We start from the raw sequence: 22,316 nt of genomic DNA on the forward strand, positions 1-22,316 counted from the left end.
AAACAGGCACGTAGCCGGTTACCGACTGTCCATCTCTGTCGGTTCAAGTGCGGGTCGATAGGGGCCCGCAATGCATCAAGTTCTCTACTGTCTCACCGAGGAGCACGACTGGCGGCTCGTCGCGCTTGGCGGCGCGGTGTGCCTGCTCGCAAGCGCGGCGGCGATCAGCCTGTTTCACCGGGCGCGCGCGACGCACGGCTCCGGGCGTCTGGTCTGGATCGCCCTGGATGCCGCCGTCAGCGGATGCGGCATCTGGGCGACGCATTTCATTGCGATGCTCGCCTACGGGCCGGGCGGTGCCGGCGCCTACAACATCCCGGTGACGATCCTTTCCCTGATCTTCGCGATCTCCTTAACCTTCGTGGGGTTGAGTCTTGCGGCATCTTCCGTGCGCGCGCCGTGGATCGTGCTCGGCGGCGCCATCGTCGGCGCCGCGGTCGCGACGATGCATTATACCGGAATGGCGGCGCTGGAGATGCCGGCACGGGTCGACTGGATCGGGAGCACGGTTGCCGCCTCGGTACTGTTCGGAATTGTTTTCGCGGCGCTCGCGCTGTTCGTCGCTGCGCGGCGCGACGACCTCTTCCACGCGCTGACCGCAAGCACACTGCTGACGGTCGCCATCGTCGCACATCATTTCACCGCAATGGGCGCTGTCGTTCTGACGCCGGATCCGACGCTCGCGATCAGCGGGTTATCGATCCCGCCGGCCTAGTTGTCCTTTCTTACCGCGGGTGCCGCAGTTGCGATCATCGCGATTGCGCTGGTGGCCGCGCTGCTCGATCGCCGCGCCAAGGGCGAACTGGGCCGCCAGCAGGTCGTGCTGGATACCGCGCTCGAGAACATGTCGCAGGGACTGTGCATGTTCGATGCGGACGGCAAGATCATCCTGTTCAACGAGCGTTATGCTGCGATGCTTGGCCGCACCGACATCCTGCTCACCGGCCGACTGCTGGTCGACGTGCTGCGGGAGGAGCAGGCGAAGGGTCAGTGGCAGGGCGATGCCGGCGAATTCTTCGCGCGCCTCGTCGCCGACGCCCGCGAGAGCCGCACCACGACCGACATCGTGACCAGGTTCGGCCGCTCCATCCGGGTCGTCAACCAGCCGATGCAGGGTGGCGGCTGGGTCGCGACCTTCGAGGATATCACCGAATGGCTGGAGGCCCAGGCCAAGATCTCGCACATGGCCCGCCATGACGCGCTGACCAGTTTGCCGAACCGCGTGCTGTTCCACGAGCAGCTCGTGCAGGGACTGCGCCGGACCGGATCGGGCGACCAGCTCGCCGTGCTTTGTCTCGATCTCGATCACTTCAAGGACATCAACGACTCGCTCGGCCACCCCATCGGCGATGCGCTGCTCAAGGAGGTCGGGCGCAGGCTGAAGGTCACCGTCGGCGAGAGCGACACCGTGGCGCGGCTCGGTGGCGACGAATTCGCCGTGGTCCAGATCGGACGTTCCGAGGAAGCCGCGGCAAGGTCCCTTGCCGGCCGCCTGGTCGAGGTGATCTCGGCGCCTTACGAGATCGACGACCATCAGATCATCATCGGTGTCTCCATCGGCATCTCGCTGTCCCCGCAGGACGGCGACAATCCCGATGAACTGCTGAAGAACGCCGACCTCGCGCTGTACCGCGCCAAGGCGGATGGTCGCGGCACCTATCGCTTCTTCGAGACCGGCATGGATGCGCGCGCACAAGCACGGCGTCTGCTGGAGATGGATATGCGCGCGGCGCTGCAATGTGACGAGTTCCAGCCGTACTACCAGCCGATCCGCGACGTCGCCAGCGGTCGCGTCGTCGCGTTCGAGGCGCTGCTGCGCTGGAATCATCCGCAGCGCGGCCTGATCGCGCCCCTCAGCTTCATTCCATTGGCCGAGGAGACCGGCCTCATCATCCAGCTCGGCGATTTCGTGCTACGCTCCGCCTGCACCGACGCCGCGACCTGGCCTGACGATGTCGACGTCGCGGTCAACCTGTCGCCCGTGCAGTTCAGGAACCCAAATCTGATCGCATCCGTGACCGAGGCGTTGGCGTTGTCGGGCCTCGACGCGCGCCGTCTCGAACTCGAGATCACCGAATCCGTGCTGCTGCAGAACAGTGAGGCGACGCTGACCACCCTGCACGAGCTGCGCGCAATGGGCGTGCGCATCTCGCTCGACGATTTCGGCACCGGCTATTCGTCCCTGAGTTATCTGCGCAGCTTCCCGTTCGACAAGATCAAGATCGACCGCTCCTTCGTGTCGGAACTCGCGACGCGCGAGGATTCCATGGCGATCATCCGTGCCGTGACTGGCCTCGGCCGCAGCCTCGGCATCGTCACCACGGCAGAGGGGGTCGAGAACGACGGGCAACTCGAGCTGCTCCGGCGCGAAGGCTGCACCCAGGCGCAGGGCTATTTGTTCAGCAAGCCGCGGCCGGCTTCCGATGTCGCGATCATGCTGGACCGACAGCCGTTGCGCGCAACCGCCTGAGGTTAGCCGCGGCGCAGTGCGAAATGCGCGCCGCAGAACGCCATCACAGCACCGAGGCCCAGCGCGGCAATTCCGGCCAGCACGCCCGAGACCGTCGGCACCGGGCTCGGCGCCGAGGCCACCTGGCCAGCACCCGCAAGCAGCAGCACGCCGACCGCGATCAGGAATTGTCGCATCCGTTGCGGGATCTGGCCCGAGACGGCGCTCTGCATCAATGTCGCCGTGAAATAGCCGCCGGAGAAGCCGACGGAGGCGATCAGCCACCAGGCGATCGCCGCGCCCGCCGGTATGAACTCGTGCGTGTCCGAGTGCCAGAGGCCGCCGAGGTCGAGCCCGTAGCGCGCGCCCAGCATGTGCACGGCGAGCGCGAGCAGCACGCCGGAGATCACGGCGGCGCCGAGAATCAGGCGGCGTGGAAAAAAAATCGTCTCAGCCATGGCTCGCTTGTAGGATGGGGCAGGGCGCTCACGCAAGCGGATCGCAGAGTGGATCGCCCGGATAGGATCGATTGTGAAGATGCGGGATTCGGGAGCTGAGATGGCTGCGGGTGCGAGCTATGCCTACAAGGCGTCGCTGATCGGCTCGGCGCATCGCTTCGAGCTGACGGAGGAGGGGCTGTCCTGGCACATCGGCGGCCGTTCGGGCCTGTGGCGTTATGGCGAGATCAGTGCAATCCGGCTGTCGTTCCGCCCGGTGTCGATGCAGCAGCACCGCTTTCGCGCCGATGTCAGCCATGCCAGTGGCGGCCGCATCGCGATCCTGTCGACGAGCTGGCAGACCGCGGCCCTGATGGCGCCGCAGGACAATGGCTTTCGCAACTTCATCGTCGCGCTGCACGCGCGCATGGCGCAGGCCGGCAGCCGCGCCGAATTGACCGCGGGCCTTGGCCGCAGGACCTACGCGACAATACTGGCTTTTCTTGCGGTGCTTGCGGTGGCGATGACGGGGCTCCTGGTCCGCGCGCTCGCGATCGGCGAATTCGCCGGCGCGCTGTTCATCATCGGTTTTGCCGCGCTGTTCGCCTGGCAGATCGGCGGTTTCGTCCGGCGTAACCAGCCGCGGAGCTACAGCTTCGATCGCCTGCCGAGAGCGTTGCTGCCCTAAATGCCTTGCCTTTGGTGCAATGGGCCGCAATCAAACGTGACTTCGCGCCGTTGCGGCGGTGTCGCATCGTGCTGCCATGTCAACCCTTGATCGCAGCACGCGGAGGCCTTCGGCGGATGAGATCTCCGAGATCAACCGCGCCCATCTCATCGATACGCCGCTGCAGCCGGCGGACCTCCTGTTCATGTTCGGCACCCGAGAGGACGTGGCGCTGCGGGCCGATACGGCGGGGCGACTGTGGCGCCAGGGCTATTTTCGCTGGTCGATTGTCAGCGGCGGCGTGACGGCGGGCTCGGAGCAATCCGAGTGCACGATCATCAAGGCGGCGATGGTCGCGGCGGGCATTCCGGCTGACCGAATCCTCGAGGAGCATCGTGCCCTAAACACCGGCGAGAACGTGATCCTCTCGCTGCCGATCATCGACGCGGCGCTCGGGCTGCACAATGTCCGCCGCGTGATCTGCCTCGGCAACACCTGGACCGCGCGGCGTTATCCGATGACGCTGCACCGGCACTGGCCGGAGGTCGAGAAAATGCTGCTCACGGTCGACAGCTTTGCGACGTCGCGCGCGCTCTGGCACACCGATCCCGAATTTTGCCGCCGCATGCTGCATGAATGGGACAAGATCGAGCCTTACAAGGCGAGGGGCTTCATCGCGGAATGGCCGGCGGCCTGAGCTTGGGACAAGCGCGCGCTACTCCGTCGAGTCGAAATCCTCTTCCTTGGTGCCGAGCAACGACACGAGCGTGCGCAGACCGGAATCAAGCTGCTCGAACGAAGGCGGAGCGAGGGCGAGCCGCACTGCGTTCGGTGCGTGGCCATGGGCGATCGCGAAGGTCGAGGACGGTGTCAGCGCGATGCCGCGCCGGGCTGCCGCGGCGACGAAGGTCTGCGAGCGCCAGTGCGCCGGCAGCGTGAGCCAGAGATGATAGGAGCGCGGATCCGCGGCGAGCTGGTAGCCGACGAGCAGCCTTGCCGCGGTCTGCTGGCGGCGCGCGGCGTCGATGCGTTTCAACCGCGTCAGCTCGGCGACGGTGCCGTCTGCCATCAGTCGCTGTCCGGATGCCAGCGCATGACCGGACGCGATCCAGCCGCCGGTGCGGACCGCGCTCATCACGTTCTCGCGCAATCGCGGCGGCGCGACCAGGATGCCGAGCGCGAGGCCAGGGGCGACCTTCTTGGACAGGCTGTCGATCACGATGCAGCGGTCGGGGCCGAGCGCGGCCAGCGGCGTGTCATCGGCCAGGAAGCCGTAGACGGCGTCCTCGATGATGGTGAGATCGAGCTTCTCGGCGACGCGCATGATGTCGGCGCGCCGCGTCGCGTTCATGGTGACGCCGAGCGGGTTCTGGATGATGGGCTGGAGATACAGCGCCGACAGATGCGCCTCGCGATGTGCCTTCTGGATGGCGTCGGGGCGCGCGCCAAATTCGTCGATCGGAATCGGGACCAGCGTCACGCCGAGCCGCGCGGCGATGCTCTTGACGTAAGGGTAGGTCAGGGCCTCGACGCCGCAGCGGCCGCCGGTGGGAACGAGGGCTGCGAGGGCGGCCGCGAGCGACTGCTTGCCGTTGGCGGTGAAGACGATCTGTTCGGCCTGCGGCGCAAAATCCTTGCGCGCGAGATAGGCGGCGGCTGCATTGCGCGCGCTCTTGGTGCCGGTGCTGGTGGAGACGCGCAGTGCGGATTCGAGCGCGTCGACGCGTTCGAGGCCCGCAAGGCTTTTGGCGATCATTGCCCATTGCTGCGGCAGCAGCGGGTAATTGACCTCGAAATCGATCCGCGCGTCGCGCGGCTCGCTCAGCGCCTCGACCTCGCGCCTGATGTCGCCGGAGATGAAGGTGCCACGGCCGACCTCGCCGACGACGAGGCCGCGGCGGAGCAACTCCGTATAAACCCGGCTCGCGGTCGAGACCGCGATGCCGCGGTCATAGGCAAAATTGCGCTGCGGCGGCAGCCGGTCGCCGGGCCTTAACGTGCCGTTAGAGATATCCGAGGCAATGGCATCGGCAAGCTTCACGTACTCGAACTTGGACATTATTGCACCGAGAGCAATGTTTCACTTGCTCCGAGTAGTGTACTGGAGCATTTAAGTTCCATCAAGCTTCACGATTGAGCCGAGGAGAGCGAGAGCAATCCAATGGCAAATTAGGTGCATGCGCTCAGGCGCTTGCGCCAACGGCATCCGCTTCGCCGCGTGGACAACAGGCCGGAGAAGGACAATGACCACGATCTCGCAGACCGCCGGGCGGAGTTTACGCTCATCCTCGTCAAACGGATTTTTCCGCAAGCTGGCCAACGGCGCCTATGCGCTGTTCGACAGTCTGGAGCGCCGCTCCGCCGTCAAGACGCTGAACGACCTCGATGACCGCGCATTGCGCGACATCGGTATCACGCGCAGCCAGATCGAAGACGCGGTCTACGGTCAGGCCAAAGCAGAGCTGACGCGGTATTTGTAAGCGCTTCGCTCTTGTCCCGGACGCGCAGCAGCGTTCTGACGCTGCTGCGCAGAGCCGACGAGACTGGAGCTTCTGGCATACCTGCTTCGACATCGTTATTGCGAGCGCAGCGAAGCAATCCAGAAATCCCACCGCGGAAAGACTTTGGATTGCTTCGCTGCGCTCGCAATGACGGCGTTTGTGGACAGCACCCGTCGCTCCTTTAGCTCGCGCTTTCATTGCAGACACACCTTCGCCCTCTCGCGGCTTGTTCGCCCGAGCTTTGCTTGATCGCCTCACCCTCGAATGAAAGAGGGCGCAGGGAAGACCGGGCGCCGGCTGGCACCCGCGGTCCACTGTGCGAAGTTGCAGTAAAAAATCTGCACAGCGGCATACAGGTGAAGCCAAAACGTCCGGCCTTCCCTGCGCAGCGGTTTTACGGCTTATGCCGTGCTCTCCCCGGGGAGCGATGCACTATTGCCCCCGTCGCCTTGCGGATGGCTGATGCGCGAACCCGGTCGGGCCGCCACATCACCACAAGACTTGACGCACAGACCCCGGGCGTCAGGACGACACGGTTTTACCGTACGCTGTCAGCACCGGTCGTGTGCGCGACGCCTTCGCTCACGGTTGCCCGCCCTGCGCAACCATTCGCGCCGGTGTGGCCCAGCGTCCGCCGCTGTCCGGCCCGCGTTCGTGACGATCGCGATACGCCCCTCTTCCTTGGGCCGGGTTGCGGCGACACATACGTGATTTCCGAATTTCGGCAAAGTAGAATATTTTTGCGCGAGCGGATTGACCTGTCGTTTAGGTGTTTTGCCCGTCGCTCAACGCAAGGGCTTGTAGCCCGGATGAGCGAAGCGACATCCGGGATTCCCACCACGAGCTGCCCCGGGTATCGCTTCGCTCACCCGGGCTACGAGCTGGCAGCTCGCAATTGCGAGTTTCGCCGCAACGCTCAGTGCCTGACCACCAGCACGGAGCATTTTGCGTAGCGCACGACATGCCCGGCATTGGAGCCGAGGAAATAGGTGCGCATCGCCGGCCGGTGCGAGGTCATCACGATCAGCTCGGCCTTCATGTGAACGGCTTCCTCCAGGATCTCGTGATAGATGCCGCCCTGGCGCACCACGCTGGAGATGCGGGAAGGCTCGATGCCGGACTCGCGTGCGACGATGGCGAGGGCTTCTTCCGAGGTCTGGCGCTGCTGCTCGTCGAAATCGGCCGGCACGTATTCGGCCAGCATCACCGGCGTCATCGGCAGCACGTTGAGCAGGCGCACCACGCCGCTCCAGGTCTGCGACAGCGTTGCGGCGGTCGCGATCGCCGGCTTGGCCAGGTCGGTGTCGGCGAGGTCGATGGGCACGAGGATCGACTTGAACATCTGCGCCTCCAAATCTTCCAGTCAGGACGTCTTGCCGGCACGTCGCGCGATCAACCCGATCGAAACAGCCTTAGCTTCGAAGCAACCTTAACTTCGAAGTAGCCTTAGCTTCGAAGCAGCCTTGGACTGACGAACAGCACCAGCCTACCGCGGCGGTAAGCCACGTCACCCCAATCCTTGACGTCAAAATCGAAGATCGCAAGCCCCGACGTGGGCAGGTTGTCGGCGAGCGCCTTGGCGGCGGCCGGATCGCCGCCGCCCGTCAGCATCAGGGCGATCTCATGCATGCCCGGATTGTGGCCGACAAGCAGCAATTGCCTCGGATCAGCCGGAATGGTTGCAGTGCGAATGGATTCCAGAATCTGGGCGGGATCGGCGGCGTAGAGTTCCGGCAGGACCTCGACCTGCGGCGCTGCGACGCGGTCCTTCATGGTCTCCCAGGCAATGTCCCAGGTCTGCCGAGCCCGGACGGCATGCGATACCAGTACGGCCTCGGGAAAGGGGGGATGGGAGGCCATCCAGTCGCCGATCTCGGCGGCATCCTTGTGGCCGCGGTCGTCGAGCCGGCGGTCCTGGTCACGGCCGCTCGGCGCGTCAGTCTCGGTCTTGGCGTGACGCAGCAGCATCAAACGGCGCATGGCACTCTCGAATCGTTACGCGTTCCAGAATAATCTACAGGTGCCGGTTGAGGGCAAGGTGACAAGGGCCTGCACAGTCCTCTAAGGCGCGATGAGATTAGGACAATCCCCATCGCGCTTTAAATTTTTGTTTTGAGCATGATCTTTTCGGAAAACCGCTGCACACTTTTCCGGATCATGCTCTAAGAAACGGCATGAGCGAGACTTTCACAAGCGTGTCCCAGGAAGAAGCCGGCTTTCGTGAACGCGCGCGACTGTCGTTTGATCTCGACGCCGACATCTGCGTGATCGGGGCGGGGCTTGCAGGGCTCTCCATTGCGCTCGAGGCGGCCCGGCTGGGGGCCAGCGTCGCGGTGCTCGAGGGCCGCCACATCGGCTGGAACGCTTCCGGCAATCAACTCGGCACCGTGATGCCGGGCTTCGCGCTGCCGCTCGCCGAGCTGATCGAGCGCATCGGCTTCGAGGATGCGCGGGAATTGTGGACACTGTCGAAAGAGGGCGCCGAGTTCGTCCGGGCCAACGCCACCGAAGAGAACATGCCCGGGATCGGCCCGACCGACGGCGTGCTCGAGGTCTCCAACGTCGATGCCGGCGACCGGCTGATCAGCCGGTTGCAGATGCTGAACGAGGATTTCGACACCGAGGCCGAGGGCTGGCAGGTCGATCGAGTCCGCGCCGCACTCAAGACCGATCGCTACTTCCACGGCGTGCATTATCCGAAGGCGTTCCAGGTCGACGGGCGCAAATATGTGCACGGCCTCGCGGCGCTGGCGCGGCGCGCAGGCGCCCGCATCTTCGAGGACACGCCGGTCGTCAGCATCGATCATTCCGGCATCCGCAAGCGCATCGTCACGCCCTCGGCGCGGCTGCGCGCCACCCATATCGTGCTCGCCGGCAACATCGATCTCGGCGCGCCGTTGCGGCGCCTGTCGGAGACGCTGCTGCCGGTCTGGCGCTATGCCGGCATCACCGCGCCGCTCGGCGAGCGCGTGCACGAGATCATCGCCTTCAAGGGATCGGTGATGGATTCCGACGGCGTCGATCATTTCCGGATCGTCGATGGCGACCGGCTGATGTGGGAAAGTCCGGAGACCACCTGGGCCGCACGGCCGCAGCGCTTTGCAGGCAGCGTCAGGCGGCGGATCCGGTCGATCTTTCCCCAGCTCGGCAATGTCGAGATCACCGACATGTTCGGCGGCGCCACCGGCCAGACCGTGCATGGCATGCCGCAGATCGGCCAGTTGCGCAAAGGCCTCTGGGTCGCAAGCGGCTTCGGCCGCCAAGGCATGAACACCTCGGCCATGGCCGGGCAGATGATCGCCCGCAGCATCCTGTGGGGCGACGAGCGCTGGAAGCTGTTCTCGCCGTTCGAGCTGGTCTGGGCGGGGGGAACGACCGGGCGGGTTGCCGGGCAACTGGTCGGAATCTGGGGCAGGGCGAGTTCCGCCGCCGCAGGCTCGCTTGCCCGCTATCGCGAGCGTGCCAGGGTCAAGGACCGGGAACGCGAGGCGCGGCTGGCCGAAGCCAACCGGGCCGCCGGGACCGGTCCGCGCCGTCCGCCGCCCGGGGTTCGGCCCCGGCCGGCCCCACCGCCGAAGCCTGTGGCGGAAGCCGTGGAACCAGTCCCGCAGGACGACAGCGCCTCGCGATAAGGTGAGAAAAACTCCGCCCGGAAGTGTAACGTCGACGGTTAGAGCCCGTATCTCAGGGCGTAGACGCTCCCGCATGGAGAATGAGATGTTTGACCGCCGCATCCTGTTGACGACCGTCGCCGGCCTGTTCGGCCTTGCGGCCTTTCGCTGGCTCAGAGCATCGCCGGCTGAGGCTGGAGAGAAAGCCGCGCAAAAATTCGAGATCGAGAAGACCGACGCCGAATGGCGTGCCCAGCTCACGCCGCAGCAATATGAGATCCTTCGCAAGGAGGGTACCGAGCGGCCGGGCTCCAGCCCGCTGCTCAAGGAGCACCGCAAGGGCGTCTTCGCCTGCGCCGGCTGCGACCTGCCGCTGTTCGCCTCCGACACCAAATTCGAGAGCGGCACGGGCTGGCCGAGCTTCTACCAGCCGATCGAGGGCAATGTCGGCAAGACCGAGGACCGCACTTACGGCATGCTCCGCACCGAGGTGCATTGCCGGCGCTGCGGCGGCCATCTCGGCCACGTCTTCGACGACGGTCCGAAGCCGACCGGATTGCGCTACTGCATCGACGGTTTCGGGCTGGTCTTCCATCCCGCGGCGGCGTCCGCAACCTAGCTTTCGTCCCGGCAATTGTTGCCGGTCCCGGCAATTGTGCCCCGGTCATCAGGCCGGGGCTTTTTCGTTAAGTCATTGATTCTATGATAAAACCCGCATTGGCATAGCCCTTGCGACAGTCTCCTCCGACTGCGGCCATGGTCGACCGGCCGCCGAGATCGGATCTGGAGACAAAGTTATGGGTATCTTCGATGCAATGAACACCTCGGTGGGTGGCCTGCAGGCGCAGTCGTACGCGCTGCAGAACATTTCCGGCAACATCGCGAACTCATCCACCACCGCTTACAAGGGCATCGGCACCAGCTTCGTCGATCTCATTCCCGACTCCTCGGTCCCGAGCAAGCAGGTCGCGGGCGGCGTGACCGCCAACGCCAAGGCCACCATCACCACGCAGGGCACAATCTCGGGCTCCAGCGTCGCCACCAACATGGCGATCACCGGTGACGGCTTCTTCTCGATCCAGAAGGCGACGGGCGTCGTCGACAATGCGCCGGTGTTCAGCGGCGTCACCTATTACACGCGGCGCGGCGACTTCCAGCTCAATGCCAACGGCAATCTGGTCAACGGCGCCGGCTACTATTTGATGGGTGTCACAGTCGACCCGAAGACCGGCAACCCGCAAGGCAACGTTGCGACGGTCCTGAAATTCCAGAACAACTTTATCCCGGCGCAGGCGACGACCTCGATCCAATACGCTGCGAACTTGCCGACCCAGCCGAACACCGTGGCGAGCACGACGGCGGCAACCAAGACGCTGCTGGCCGCCGGCGGACTGAACCCGTCGGACTTCGCCGCCAACCCGCTGCCGGTCGGCACGCCGCCTCCGCCCTATGCAAACGCCACGACGTCCGGCGCTGCCGCGACCGGCAATGTCCGCTCGCCGTACTCGTCGACCACGGCGACCGGCACAACGGCGCTCCAGAACAACTCTGCGGCGGTCGCATCGACCACCACTTCGCTCGACAACGCCCTGGGTACGCATCTCGCCTCCACCACCCTCACCGCGCTGAGCGGCCAGGTGCTCAACATCAACGGCAACACGGTCACGTTCAACGGCGGCACCACCGTCACGACGGTCGGCAGCAACACCACGATCGGTCTCGGCGCGGGCACGACGGCCACCGTGGCCAGCATCCTGAGCGCGATCCAGACCGCCGGCGGCGCCGGCGTTATCGCATCGCTCAGCGCCAGCGGCAACATCGTGATCTCCAGCGGCACGAGCACCGACGTACCGGTTGGTAGCGGCCAGGCGGCCACGGCGCTCGGCATCAGCAGCGTGACGCGCGGCGGCAACGTGCTGTCCTCGCCCGCGATCTCGGGCGCCACGGTGCTGAGCGGCGCAGCAGCGGCCGGCGGCGCCGAGGTGATCACATCGGGCTTCTCCGCCGGCGACGTCATCACGGTCAATGGTCAGCCGCTGACCTTCGTGGCCGCCGGCGCGTCAGGCCCGAACCAAATCAACGTCACCGACAACATCACGATGCTGCTCGGCAAGATCGACGCTCTCTCCGGTGCAACGGGGTCGTCGGTCAGCAGTGGCGGCGTGATCACGCTGAACACCGGCACAGCTTCCAACCTTTCGGTGGCGAGCTCCAACAGCGCCGCCTTCGCCGCGCTTGGGTTCACCTCGACCATCACCAAGAATCGTGACGGCGGTGGCGTTGCCGGCACCGGCGGCGTGATCGGCAATGACATCGCGACCTTCACCAAGGAATCGATCAGCGGTGGCGCGGTGACCGCCTACAACGCGGCCGGCACGCCGGTGAACCTGCAATTGCGCTGGGCCAAGACCGACAGTGCCTCGCTCGGCGCCGGCCATGCCGATACCTGGAACATGTTCTACCAGACCGATCCGAATGCGACCGGCACGACGGTGGGCTGGGTCAATACCGGCCAGGCATTCACCTTTGCCGCCGACGGCTCGCTGACCTCGCCGAGCGGTTCGGGTATCACCATCAACAATGTCAGCGTCAGCGGCCAGTCGCTGGGCTCGGTCTCCTTCAACATCTCCTCGGGCGGACTGACCCAATATGCCAGCACCAGCGGCGCGGTCACCATCAACACCATCACCCAGAACGGCTACGCCGCCGGTCAGCTTCGATCGGTCGCCGTCAACAACAACGGCCTCGTGGTCGGAACCTTCTCCAACGGTCAGAACCTCGACCTCGCACAGGTCTCGTTGTCGCACTTCAACGGCACCAACTACCTGAAGGCGCAGGACGGCGGCGCCTACGCCGCGACTGAACAGTCGGGCCCTGCCATCGACGGTGCTTCCGGTTCGATCAGCGGCTCGTCGCTGGAAGGCTCGAACACCGACATCGCCGACGAATTCACCAAACTGATCGTGACCCAACAGGCCTATTCGGCCAACACCAAGGTGATCACGACGGCGAATACGATGGTTCAGGATCTTTTGAACGTGTTGCGCTGATTGGGGCGTGACGTAACCAAAGGCGGCAAGTCAACATGGGTTTGAGTTCAGCCCTGGCCAGTGCGATGAGCGGTCTGCGTGCCAATCAGGCTGCGCTCTCGATCGTTTCGTCGAACGTCGCCAACTCGCAGACGCCGGGTTACGTCGTCCAGACGCCGAACCAGATCGAGGTCACCACCGGCGACTTCGGCTCGACGGTGACGACGACCGGCGTCAGCCGCGAGCTCGACACCTATGTGCAGAAACAGCTGCGCACCGAGACCGGCGGCAGCGGCTACGCCGACCAGATGGCCAACATCCTGAAGCAGCTTCAGAATGTCTATGGCACGCCCGGCAACAGCGGTACGCTCGAAACCGCGCTGAACAGTTTCACCACGGCGCTGCAGGCGCTGTCGACCAACGCGGGCTCGTCGTCGGCGCAAACGGTTGCGCTCGGCGCCGCGCAGACGCTGGCGCAGCAGCTCAACCTCACCACCAAGGGCATCCAGTCGCTGCGCTCCAACGTCGAGCAGGATCTCAGCACCTCGGCGCTAGCTGCCAACGCGGCGATGCAGCAGGTCGCCGACATCAACTCCCGGCTCCAGGGCCTGTCGGAACACGACCCCTCTGCTGCGACACTGATGGACCAGCGCGACCAGGCCATCAACACGTTGTCGAAATATGTCGACGTCCACGTCACCACCGACGGGTCCAATCAGGCCAACATCTACACGACCACCGGCATCCAGCTGGTCGGCGCCGGGCTGGCGTCGCAATTCACCTTTGCGTCCGCCGGCGCGCTGTCGGCGACTTCGCTCTACAACATCGATCCGGCCAAATCCGGCGTCGGCGCGTTCAACATCAAGCTCCCGAACGGATCCTCGGTCGACGTCATCGCCAACAACGTGGTGTCTTCGGGCCAGATCGCGGCCGATCTGAAGCTGCGCGACCAGACGCTGGTGCAGGCGCAGAACCAGATCGACCAGTTCGCCGCGACGATGTCGAGCGCGTTGTCGGACAAGACCACGGCCGGCAGCACGGTCACCGGCCCGCCGGCCGGCTTCGATCTCGACCTTGCCGGGGCGGCGCCGGGCAACAGCGTCAACTTCACCTACACCGACACGACCACCAACACCAAGCGGCAGGTCACGCTGGTCAACGTGACCGATCCGGCGGCGCTGCCGCTCCAGAACCCCACCAACGCCAATCCGATGCAGATCGGGGTGAACTTCTCCGGCGGCATGGGCGCGATCGCCTCGGCGCTCAACACCGCGCTTAACGGCTCGCATCTGTCGTTCGCCGCCGCCCCGTCGCCGGCAACGGCGACCACATTGCGGGTTACCGACGACAACAGCGGCCTCGCCAAGGTCAATTCGGCCTCGATCACCAAGACGATCTCGTCGCTGACCTCGGGCAATCCGCAACTGCCGCTGTTCACCGATGGCGGGCAGGCGCTCTACACCGGTGCGATCACGGCATCGGGCTCGCAGATGACCGGCCTTGCCGGACGCATCGCCGTGAACACGCAGCTCACCACCGACTCGACCAGGCTGTCGGTCTACAACACCTCGCCGGTGACGCCCACCGGCGACACCACGCGCTCGGACTATCTCTATTCGCAGCTCACCTCGGCGGTGTTCTCCTATTCGCCGCAATCCGGTCTGGGCTCGGCGAGCCAGCCCTTCACCGGCAGCGTCTCGAACTACCTCCAGCAGTTCCTGAGCGTTCAGGGCAATGCCGCGACCCAGGCGACCCAGCTCCAGCAGGGCCAGAGCGTCGTGGTCTCGACGCTGCAGGCCAAGTTCAACTCGACCGCCAGCGTCAACCTGGACTCGGAGATGTCGAACCTGATCCAGCTCCAGAATGCCTATGCCGCCAACGCCCATGTCATGTCGGTGGTGCAGAGCATGATGAATACGCTGCTCCAGGCTCAAGTGTAACAAGTAGCAGGGCTCTGAAACATGTCGATCAGCAGCATCAACTATTCTTCGTCGGTTCTCGGCTCGCAGATCCGCAACATCAACCAGCAGCTCACCGACCTGTCGACGCAGCTCTCGACCGGCAAGCTGTCGCAGAACTATTCCGGGATGGGCACCAACGAGGGCTTTGCGATCGCCGGGCGCGCGCAGCTCTCCAACATTGCCGCCTATACCGACACGATGACCAACGTCAACGTCAGCATCAACCTCGCCAATACCGCGTTGCAGTCGCTGACCACGATCCGCAACACGGTGCAGACGGGCTCGGCCAACACCGCGCAGGATCTCAACGTCAACGGCCAGACGGTTGCGCAGAACACCGCGGCTGCGCAATTCGGCTCGATGGTCGGCGTTCTCAACACGCAATCCGGCAACCGCTATCTGTTCTCCGGAACCGCCTTCAACACGCCGTCGGTCGCGAATGCCGGCGACATCATCAACGGCACCACGACGCAGGCGGGCTTCAAGACCGTCATGGCGGAGCGTCAGGCCGCCGACCTCGGCGCCAACGGCATGGGCCGGCTGGTGCTGACGACGCCACAGCCGACGCCGAGCTCGGTGAAGGTGTCCGAGGACTTCGCGGCATCGCCATTCGGCCTGAAGATCGCCGCGGTCTCCTCGACGCTGACCGGCGCGACGGTCACCGGCCCGAGCGGCTCGCCGGTGTCGTTCTCGGTCGACCTCAACGGCGTCAATCCGAAAAATGGCGACAAGCTCAGCGTGCAGTTCACGCTGCCCGATGGCTCGACCGAGCAGATCGACCTGACGGCATCGACGGCGATGCCGACACCTGTCGGCAGCTTTGCGATCGACCCCGGTAATCCCAATGTCGTTCCGGTCGTTCCTCCGGACCCGAACATCACGGCGACGAACCTCAACACTGCGCTGAATACCGCGATCAAGAAGCTCGCCGGCACCTCGCTGGTGGCGGCGTCCGCTATCACGGCCGGTGACAATTTCTTCAATACGGCGGGATCCGCCACCGCGAATGTGGCGGCCACCGGCAATCTGCGCTCCTATACCTCGACGACCGGGACGGGCTCGGTCGCGTTGCAGGACAGCGCATTGGCGATTGCGTCTACGACCACGTCGCTCGATTCGTCGTCGACACCCCATCTCAACGGGACCATTCTCAACGCGCTCGCCAACGCTCCGACCGGTACCACACTGACCATCACCGGCGCGAGCGGCGCCCACACGATCACCTTCGACCCTACTGTCACTACCGTCACCACAACGGCCAGCGGCAATACCACTATCGGACTGGCTTCGGGCAGCGCCGCGAAGGTGTCTGATATCTTGAATGCGATCGCGACGGCGGCCGGCATCCCCGCCGCCAACGTAACTCTGAGCGCCGGCGGCAATATCCAGATCGCGACCGGCACCGGCACGGACGTGGCGGTCACCGGCGGCGCGGCGGCCACGGCGCTCGGTCTCAGCAGCGTGACGCGCGGCAGCGTGGCGTCGACGCCTCAGATCACCGGTTCAACTGTGCTGAGCGGCATTGCGACTACGGGCGGCCCGGAAGTCCTCTCAGCGGCGTTCCAGGCGGGGTCGGCGGGTCCGCCTGCCGTTAATCCCGATACGATCACGGTGAACGGTCAGACGCTGACTTTTGTCGCCTCGGGCGCCAGCGGCCCAAACCAGATCAACATCACCGACAACATCACAACTCTGCTTGGCAAAATCGATCAGATCACCGGCACCACGAAGCCGTCGACGATCCATGGCGGCGTGATCACGATCAACACGGACGATCCCGGGAGCCTCAATATCACGAGCTCGAACAGCACGGCGTTCGCGGCGCTCGGCTTCACGACCTCCCCGGTCACGGCGGCAAAGGCTCCGCTGCGCGTCGGCTCGTCGCCCCTCGGCTCGGCGACGACGCTGGTGAACGGCTCGGCCACCACCGTGCAATGGTACCTGGGCAATGACGGCCCCGGCTCGCCGCGCTCCACCGCGATGGCCCGGGTCGACGATTCCGTCACGGTGCAGTATGGCGCGCAGGCGAACGAGGACGCGATCCGCAAGGAGCTGCAGGCGGTCGCCGTGTTCGGGACGTTCTCGACCTCACCGACCGGGCAGTATTCGGGCGGGCAGGTCGCCGCGCTGAGTCTGCGGGTGACACAGGCCCTGACGAAGCAGCCAGGCGAGCAGCGCATCGAGGACATCCAGACCGACATCGCGATGGCCCAGAACACCATGAAGGACGCAGGCACGCGCCAGATCCAGGCCAAGGCGCAGCTCCAGACCATCATCGACCAGGCGGAATCAGCCTCGCCGGACCAGGTCGCGAGCGAGATCCTGTCGCTCCAGAATGCGCTCCAGGCGTCCTACCAGGTGACCTCGAACCTCGCGCAGCTCTCGCTCGTCAAGTTCCTGTAAGCGGGCGTTAAGGCGCCGTTAACCATGCCTCTTTACCTCTTGGTGAGAATTGCAGCGGGGCGGAGCTGACGATGTCGGAGAAGATGAAACTGGTGGTGGCCACGCCATGTTTCGGCGGGCAGGTGACGAGCATCTATGCGAGCTCGATCTTCGCGCTCCAGCGCGCCGTGCACGGCATGGCCAATCTCGAGCTCAAGGTTCTGCTGCGCGACGGCGATGCGCTGATCACGCGCGCGCGGGCCAATCTGGCCGCGATGTTCCTGGACGATCCCGAAGCGACGCACTTCCTCTTCATCGATGCCGACATCGGCTTCAAGCCGGAGCAGGTGTTCCGGCTGATCGAGTGCGGCGCGGACGTCGTCGCCGGCTGTTATCCAATCAAGCGGATCAACTGGGACAAGGCCGCGCGGGCGATCCAGTCCGGCCGCGCCGACGTGCCGGCCGCATCGCTCGACTACGTGCTCGAGATCGAGGACCCCGACCGCATCGTGGTAGTGAACGGCTTCACCCGCGTGCGCTACGCCGGCACCGGCTTCCTGATGATCCGGCGCTCCGTGCTGGAGGCGATGTGCCGCCATCCGGACTACGCGGCCCTGCAATTCTTCCACGAGCATTCGCACGATACGCTGGCGGCGAGCCACAACCGGTTTGCCTTGTTCGAATGCATGATCGATGCGGCGACCGGCACCTATCTGTCCGAGGACTTCGCCTTCTGCAAGCGCTGGACTGATATCGGCGGTGAGATCTGGGCCGACATCGAGAGCTCGCTCGATCACGTCGGACCGTCGGTGTTCCACGGCGACATCACCTCGCAATTCGCACCGGCGCCCGCGGCGGCGGCCGATGCGGCGTGAGCCTTTCGGGATGAGCGCCGGCGCATCCCGTCTGTCAGCCAGCGAGCGCGCGTCCGACGGCGGCTCGCGCTATCGCCTGCGCGATCTCTTCACACCACTGGATACGCTGCTCGCCTCCGGCGGAGATCCGCGGCTGGCGCTCGATCCGAACGACAGTGTCAACGCCTACGGCTGCGCGGCTTCGCCGGAGCCGGAGCTCTGGAATTTCGCCTCCGCGACCGCATCGACGATCTCGCAGATGGCCTACGACCGCGCCGCGCTGGCGCGCGAAGAGCTGATGCACAAGTGCCTGTTCGACGAGGTCGAAATCGCCTTCGACGCCCGCTGCGAGGACATGCGCGAGGAGCTGCGCGGCCACCTTGCGCTCTCGTCGCGGATCGACGTCGTGTTCTCGCCGTCCGGCACGGACTCCCAGCTTCACGCCCTGTTCGTAGCGCGCGCGGTGCTCGGCGCGGCGCCGGTGACGATCGTGGTCGGCGCCGACCAGACCGGAAGCGGGACGCCGCATACCGCACGCGGCCACCATCTCAGCACGATGACGGCAGGCGGCATGGCCGTGCGCAAGGACGGCGCGGTGACGGGGCTCGCCGGCGACAGCATCGCGGTGCCGCTGATCGACATGACGGCCGGCATTGCGATGCGCACCGATGCCGATGCCGCGGTGCTGCATGCGGTCGAGACCAGCCTCGCGCAAGGCCGGCGCGTTTTGTTGCAGATCATGGATTCGTCAAAACTCGGTTGGCGTGCCCCAAGCGAGGCGTGTCTCGACGAGATCGCGCGGCGCTGGCCGCGCAAGGTTCAAATTGTCGTCGATGCCTGTCAGGCGCGGCTCGGTCGCCGGCGGCTGCGCGCCTATCTCGACCGTGGTTACATGGTGCTGATCACCGGCTCGAAATTTTTCGGCGGACCGGGCTTCAGCGGTGCGCTGCTGTTGCCGAAAGGCCTGTCGCGGTCGATCGACCGGATGAGCCGGATCGCGCCTGGCATCTTCGACTATGCCGGTCGCTGCGACTGGCCGGTGGCGTGGACGATGCTGCGCTCGCGCTTTGAGCGCCGGCCGAATTTCGGTCAATGGCTGCGCTGGGAAGCCGCGCTGGCCGAGATCGGCAGCTACTACGCCGTGCCCGGGGCCTTCCGCGCCAGGATGCTGGCCGAGCTCGCAGCCGGCATCGACAGCATGATCGCGTTGTCGCCGTCGCTTCGTGCCATTCCAACCGCCATCGACAAGTCCAGCGCAGACGATGAGGAATTCGTGCAAGCCACGATCTTTCCGTTCACGCTGCTGCGCGGCGGCAAGCCGGTCTCGCTCGCCGAGACCGGCGCCGTGCATCGGGCGCTGGCGTGCGACATGGCCGAGGAGATCAGCGGCAGCGCGGCGGACCGGCAAGTGGCCGCCCAGCGCTGTCTCGTCGGCCAGCCGGTCCGACTGGAACGGCAGGACGGTGCGCCGCAGGCCGTGTTGCGCCTCTGCGTCGGCGCACGATTGGTGACCGAGGCATGGTCGCCGGATACAATGCAGGCGCAACGCAATGTGCAGCACGTTCTTGATCGCATCGCCCATGTGCTGGTGAAGATCGAGCTGCTGCTTGACCGTGGCGCGGTTGCGGCCGTGCCGGCAAAGTCCGCGTTCGAGGTGTGAGATGCAACATCCAGTTTCCGCGCCGAGCGGCGTGACCGCGCCGACCTATGCCGACCGCATCGGCTTTGCGCAGTTGACGCGCCGCGCCTTCGAGGGCGGTGACCTGCATCCGTTGCGCGAGCGGCTGCTGGCGCGGATCGAGGAGGGAACGGCGGAGGCCGGCGAAGGCCTCGATCTCTCGCTGATTGCCCAGCTTCTCGGCGAGAAGGAGGCTGGGCTGGTGATCCAGACCGAGGTGCTCTCCTTCCACCAATTGTTTCGTACGCCTTGCGCGGCTCCAAAACCCCGCCTGCGCGTGCTCGCGCTCGCCGCCGATATCGACATGGGCGGCAACACGCCGATCGACTTCCTGCTTGAAGATTCCGACATCGAGCTGTTGACGCTCTACGTTGTCAAGGGCGTCGGCCTGCCGGAGACTCTGCCCGAGCACGACGTCGCCATCGTGATCGCATCCGATTCCGAGGAGTGCCGGGAGGCGCTCGCGCTGATCGAGAAGGCCGCGCCGCACTGGCCGAAGCCGCTGCTCAATCGTCCCGATCTCGTTGGCAATCTCGATCGCGACAAGCTGTATCGTCTGCTGACGGGCGTGCCCGGCCTCGACATTCCCGTGACCGCCCCCACGACGCGTGCGCAATTGTCGGAGCTTTCGCGAGGCAGGATCGTTTGCGAGGAGATCACGGGCGAACTGCGCTTTCCAATGATCGTGCGGCCGCGCGGTACGCATGCCGGCGTCGGTCTCGCGAAACTCGACGATGCTGGAGCGCTCGCGGCCTATCTCTCCGAGCGACAAGAGCAGGACTTCTTCGTCGCACGTTTCGTCGACTATGCGAGTCCGGACGGGCTCTACCGCAAATATCGTCTCGCGATGGTCGACGGCAAAGCCTATGCGTGCCACATGGCAATCGCCGATCGCTGGGACATCTGGTATCTCAACGCCTTCATGGCGTTCAGCGAGGAGAAGCGGGCCGAGGAAGCCGTCTTCATGCTCGACTTCGACCATGCTTTCGCCGCGCGCCACAAAATCGCGCTCGACGAGATGAGCAGGCGCGTCGGCCTCGATTACTTCATCGTCGATTGCGCCGAGAACCAGAACCGCGAACTGCTGGTCTTCGAAGCCGACAATACCGCCGTTGTGCACAACATGGATCCGCCGGCCGTATTTCCGTACAAGCCGCCGCAGATGCGCAAGATCTTTGCGGCATTCACGGCGATGCTGTCGCGGCATGCAAGAGCGGGTGAGGAGAGTGCAGCATGAACGAGATCATCCGCAACACGCAAAGCTCCGTCACGCACACTTCGCTCGATCCGCAGGACTGGAGCGAGTTTCGCGCGCTCGCTCATCGCATGCTTGACGAGACGATCGACGGCATCGCCAACGTTCGCGCGCGTCCGGTGTGGCAGCCGATCCCCGACGGCGTTCGTGCGGCGTTCAAGGCCGATGTGCCGCGCGAGGCGAACGATCTCGCCGACGTCTATCGCGACTTCTCCGAACATGTCGCGCTCTATGCGACCGGGAACGTCCATCCCGGTTTCATGGGCTGGGTGCATGGCGGCGGCACCGCGGTCGGCATGGTCGCGGAAATGCTCGCGGCAGGCCTCAATGCCAATCTCGGTGGACGCGACCACATGCCGATCGAGGTGGAGCGCCAGGTCGTCGACTGGATGCGTCGCCTGTTCGCCTTCCCGGAAAGCGCGAGCGGCATCTTCGTCACCGGCACGTCGATGGCCAATCTGATGGCGGTGCTGGTGGCACGTACGAGTGCGCTCGGCACGCTGGCGCGGCAGTACGGCATCGGCAATGACGGTGCGCTGCTCACGGCTTACACATCGCGGGCCGCCCATGGCTGCGTCTCGCGGGCGATGGACATCGCTGGGCTCGGCAGCGATGCGCTGCGCAAGATCGGCGTCGATGCCGATCATCGCATGGACGTTGCCGCGCTACGTGCGCAGATCGCGATCGATCGTGAGGTCGGCTTCAGGCCGTTCCTGGTCGTCGCATCCGCCGGTACCGTCGATATCGGCGCGGTCGACGATCTCAAGGCGATCGCGGAGTTGTGTCGCGAGGAAGGAATCTGGTTTCACGTCGACGGCGCCTTCGGTGCGCTCGCGATTCTGTCGCCCCAGCTTGCGCCGCTGCTCGGCGGCATTGAGCTTGCGGACTCCATTGCGCTCGACTTCCACAAATGGGGACAGGTGCCTTATGACGCCGGCTTCCTGCTGGTGCGCGACGGCGAGCAGCATCGGCACGCCTTTGCGCAGCCCGCGGCCTATCTGCGTCGCGAGGCGAGGGGGCTTGCGGCCGGCGCAATCTGGCCCTGCGATCTCGGCCCCGATCTGTCGCGCGGCTTCCGTGCGTTGAAGACGTGGTTCACGTTGAAGACGTTCGGCACAAATCGGCTCGGTGCGGTGATCGCGCGAAGCTGTGCGCTGGCGAAATATCTGGAGACGCGCGTTCTCGCCGAGCCGCGGCTGGAATTGCTGGCGCCGGTCAATCTCAACATCGTCTGCTTTCGTTACCGCGCTGCCGACGAGGTCAACCGCGAGATCGTTGCCGACATCCAGGAGTCCGGTATCGCGGCGCCCTCAAGCACGACGCTCGACGGCAGGTTTGCGATCCGCGCCGCTATCGTCAATCACCGTACCGACGAGAGCGACATCGACGCGCTGGTCGCGGCCGTGCTGGAATTCGGCGGGCGTCGCAGCCGAGACGCTGTGATCGAGGTCGATGCGCCGCCGCTCGCGGCACACTAGCTCGATGCAGGTCT

General features: G+C 65.2%; 16 protein-coding genes and 1 pseudogene. 13 read left to right on the plus strand and 4 right to left on the minus strand.

The window, feature by feature from the left end; genetic code table 11:
• Positions 1-70 precede the first annotated feature (70 nt).
• A pseudogene (locus IVA93_RS12855) lies at positions 71-2,470 on the plus strand (putative bifunctional diguanylate cyclase/phosphodiesterase).
• Positions 2,471-2,472: 2 nt separating this feature from the next.
• Here IVA93_RS12855 and IVA93_RS12860 read toward each other — a convergent pair.
• A complete protein-coding gene (locus IVA93_RS12860) occupies positions 2,473-2,907 on the minus strand; it encodes a hypothetical protein (RefSeq protein ID WP_027566871.1) in 435 nt (144 codons plus the stop codon).
• A 79-nt stretch (positions 2,908-2,986) separates the two neighbouring features.
• Between IVA93_RS12860 and IVA93_RS12865 the strand changes: the two genes are divergently transcribed.
• The gene (locus IVA93_RS12865) at positions 2,987-3,574 is read left to right on the plus strand and encodes a hypothetical protein (protein ID WP_247337387.1); all 588 of its coding nucleotides are present in this window, start codon (positions 2,987-2,989) and stop codon (positions 3,572-3,574) included.
• Between the two features lie 76 nt (positions 3,575-3,650).
• The gene (locus IVA93_RS12870) at positions 3,651-4,250 is read left to right on the plus strand and encodes a YdcF family protein (protein ID WP_085383989.1); all 600 of its coding nucleotides are present in this window, start codon (positions 3,651-3,653) and stop codon (positions 4,248-4,250) included.
• 18 nt (positions 4,251-4,268) lie between these two features.
• Here the strand turns inward: IVA93_RS12870 and IVA93_RS12875 are convergent, their stop codons facing one another.
• Entirely contained in the window at positions 4,269-5,612 is a 1,344-nt protein-coding gene (locus IVA93_RS12875; protein ID WP_247412201.1) for an aminotransferase-like domain-containing protein, read from the minus strand.
• 184 nt (positions 5,613-5,796) lie between these two features.
• Between IVA93_RS12875 and IVA93_RS12880 the strand changes: the two genes are divergently transcribed.
• Complete coding sequence (locus tag IVA93_RS12880; RefSeq protein ID WP_162496269.1) at positions 5,797-6,033, plus strand: DUF1127 domain-containing protein; 237 nt, start codon at positions 5,797-5,799, stop codon at positions 6,031-6,033.
• 937 nt (positions 6,034-6,970) lie between these two features.
• Here IVA93_RS12880 and IVA93_RS12885 read toward each other — a convergent pair.
• Both IVA93_RS12885 and IVA93_RS12890 read right to left on the minus strand, forming a co-directional pair.
• On the minus strand, positions 6,971-7,396 hold the full coding sequence (locus tag IVA93_RS12885; protein WP_007602088.1) for a universal stress protein: 426 nt from the start codon (positions 7,394-7,396) through the stop codon (positions 6,971-6,973).
• 104 nt (positions 7,397-7,500) lie between these two features.
• Complete coding sequence (locus IVA93_RS12890) at positions 7,501-8,034, minus strand: SixA phosphatase family protein (RefSeq protein ID WP_247409401.1); 534 nt, start codon at positions 8,032-8,034, stop codon at positions 7,501-7,503.
• Positions 8,035-8,228: 194 nt separating this feature from the next.
• Here IVA93_RS12890 and IVA93_RS12895 point away from each other — a divergent pair, with 194 nt between their 5' ends.
• The 9 genes from IVA93_RS12895 to IVA93_RS12935 all read left to right on the plus strand — a co-directional run bounded on the left by IVA93_RS12895 (position 8,229) and on the right by IVA93_RS12935 (position 22,302).
• Positions 8,229-9,686: an NAD(P)/FAD-dependent oxidoreductase gene (locus IVA93_RS12895; protein ID WP_247409400.1), complete on the plus strand. Its 1,458-nt coding sequence runs from the start codon at positions 8,229-8,231 to the stop codon at positions 9,684-9,686.
• A gap of 85 nt (positions 9,687-9,771) precedes the next feature.
• Positions 9,772-10,284 (plus strand): peptide-methionine (R)-S-oxide reductase MsrB, encoded by a 513-nt coding sequence (gene msrB, locus IVA93_RS12900; RefSeq protein WP_026233843.1) that lies wholly within the window; start codon positions 9,772-9,774, stop codon positions 10,282-10,284.
• 178 nt (positions 10,285-10,462) lie between these two features.
• Positions 10,463-12,715, plus strand: coding sequence for a flagellar hook-basal body complex protein (locus tag IVA93_RS12905; RefSeq protein WP_085383940.1), 2,253 nt, complete (start codon positions 10,463-10,465; stop codon positions 12,713-12,715).
• Between the two features lie 35 nt (positions 12,716-12,750).
• Positions 12,751-14,634: a flagellar hook-associated protein FlgK gene (gene flgK, locus IVA93_RS12910; RefSeq protein WP_085348254.1), complete on the plus strand. Its 1,884-nt coding sequence runs from the start codon at positions 12,751-12,753 to the stop codon at positions 14,632-14,634.
• 21 nt (positions 14,635-14,655) lie between these two features.
• Positions 14,656-17,058, plus strand: coding sequence for a flagellar hook associated protein (locus tag IVA93_RS12915; protein WP_247409398.1), 2,403 nt, complete (start codon positions 14,656-14,658; stop codon positions 17,056-17,058).
• A gap of 71 nt (positions 17,059-17,129) precedes the next feature.
• Entirely contained in the window at positions 17,130-17,912 is a 783-nt protein-coding gene (locus tag IVA93_RS12920; RefSeq protein WP_085348252.1) for a hypothetical protein, read from the plus strand.
• A complete protein-coding gene (locus tag IVA93_RS12925; protein ID WP_247542125.1) occupies positions 17,902-19,551 on the plus strand; it encodes a hypothetical protein in 1,650 nt (549 codons plus the stop codon). Before IVA93_RS12920 ends, IVA93_RS12925 begins: the two co-directional genes overlap by 11 nt.
• A 1-nt stretch (position 19,552) precedes the next feature.
• Complete coding sequence (locus tag IVA93_RS12930) at positions 19,553-20,806, plus strand: ATP-grasp domain-containing protein (RefSeq protein WP_204511748.1); 1,254 nt, start codon at positions 19,553-19,555, stop codon at positions 20,804-20,806.
• Positions 20,803-22,302: a pyridoxal phosphate-dependent decarboxylase family protein gene (locus IVA93_RS12935; protein ID WP_247409395.1), complete on the plus strand. Its 1,500-nt coding sequence runs from the start codon at positions 20,803-20,805 to the stop codon at positions 22,300-22,302. The genes IVA93_RS12930 and IVA93_RS12935 overlap by 4 nt, the downstream gene beginning before the upstream one ends.
• Positions 22,303-22,316 lie beyond the last annotated feature (14 nt).

Origin of the sequence: Bradyrhizobium sp. 155, from assembly GCF_023101105.1 — a bacterium.
GTDB lineage: Bacteria > Pseudomonadota > Alphaproteobacteria > Rhizobiales > Xanthobacteraceae > Bradyrhizobium > Bradyrhizobium canariense_D.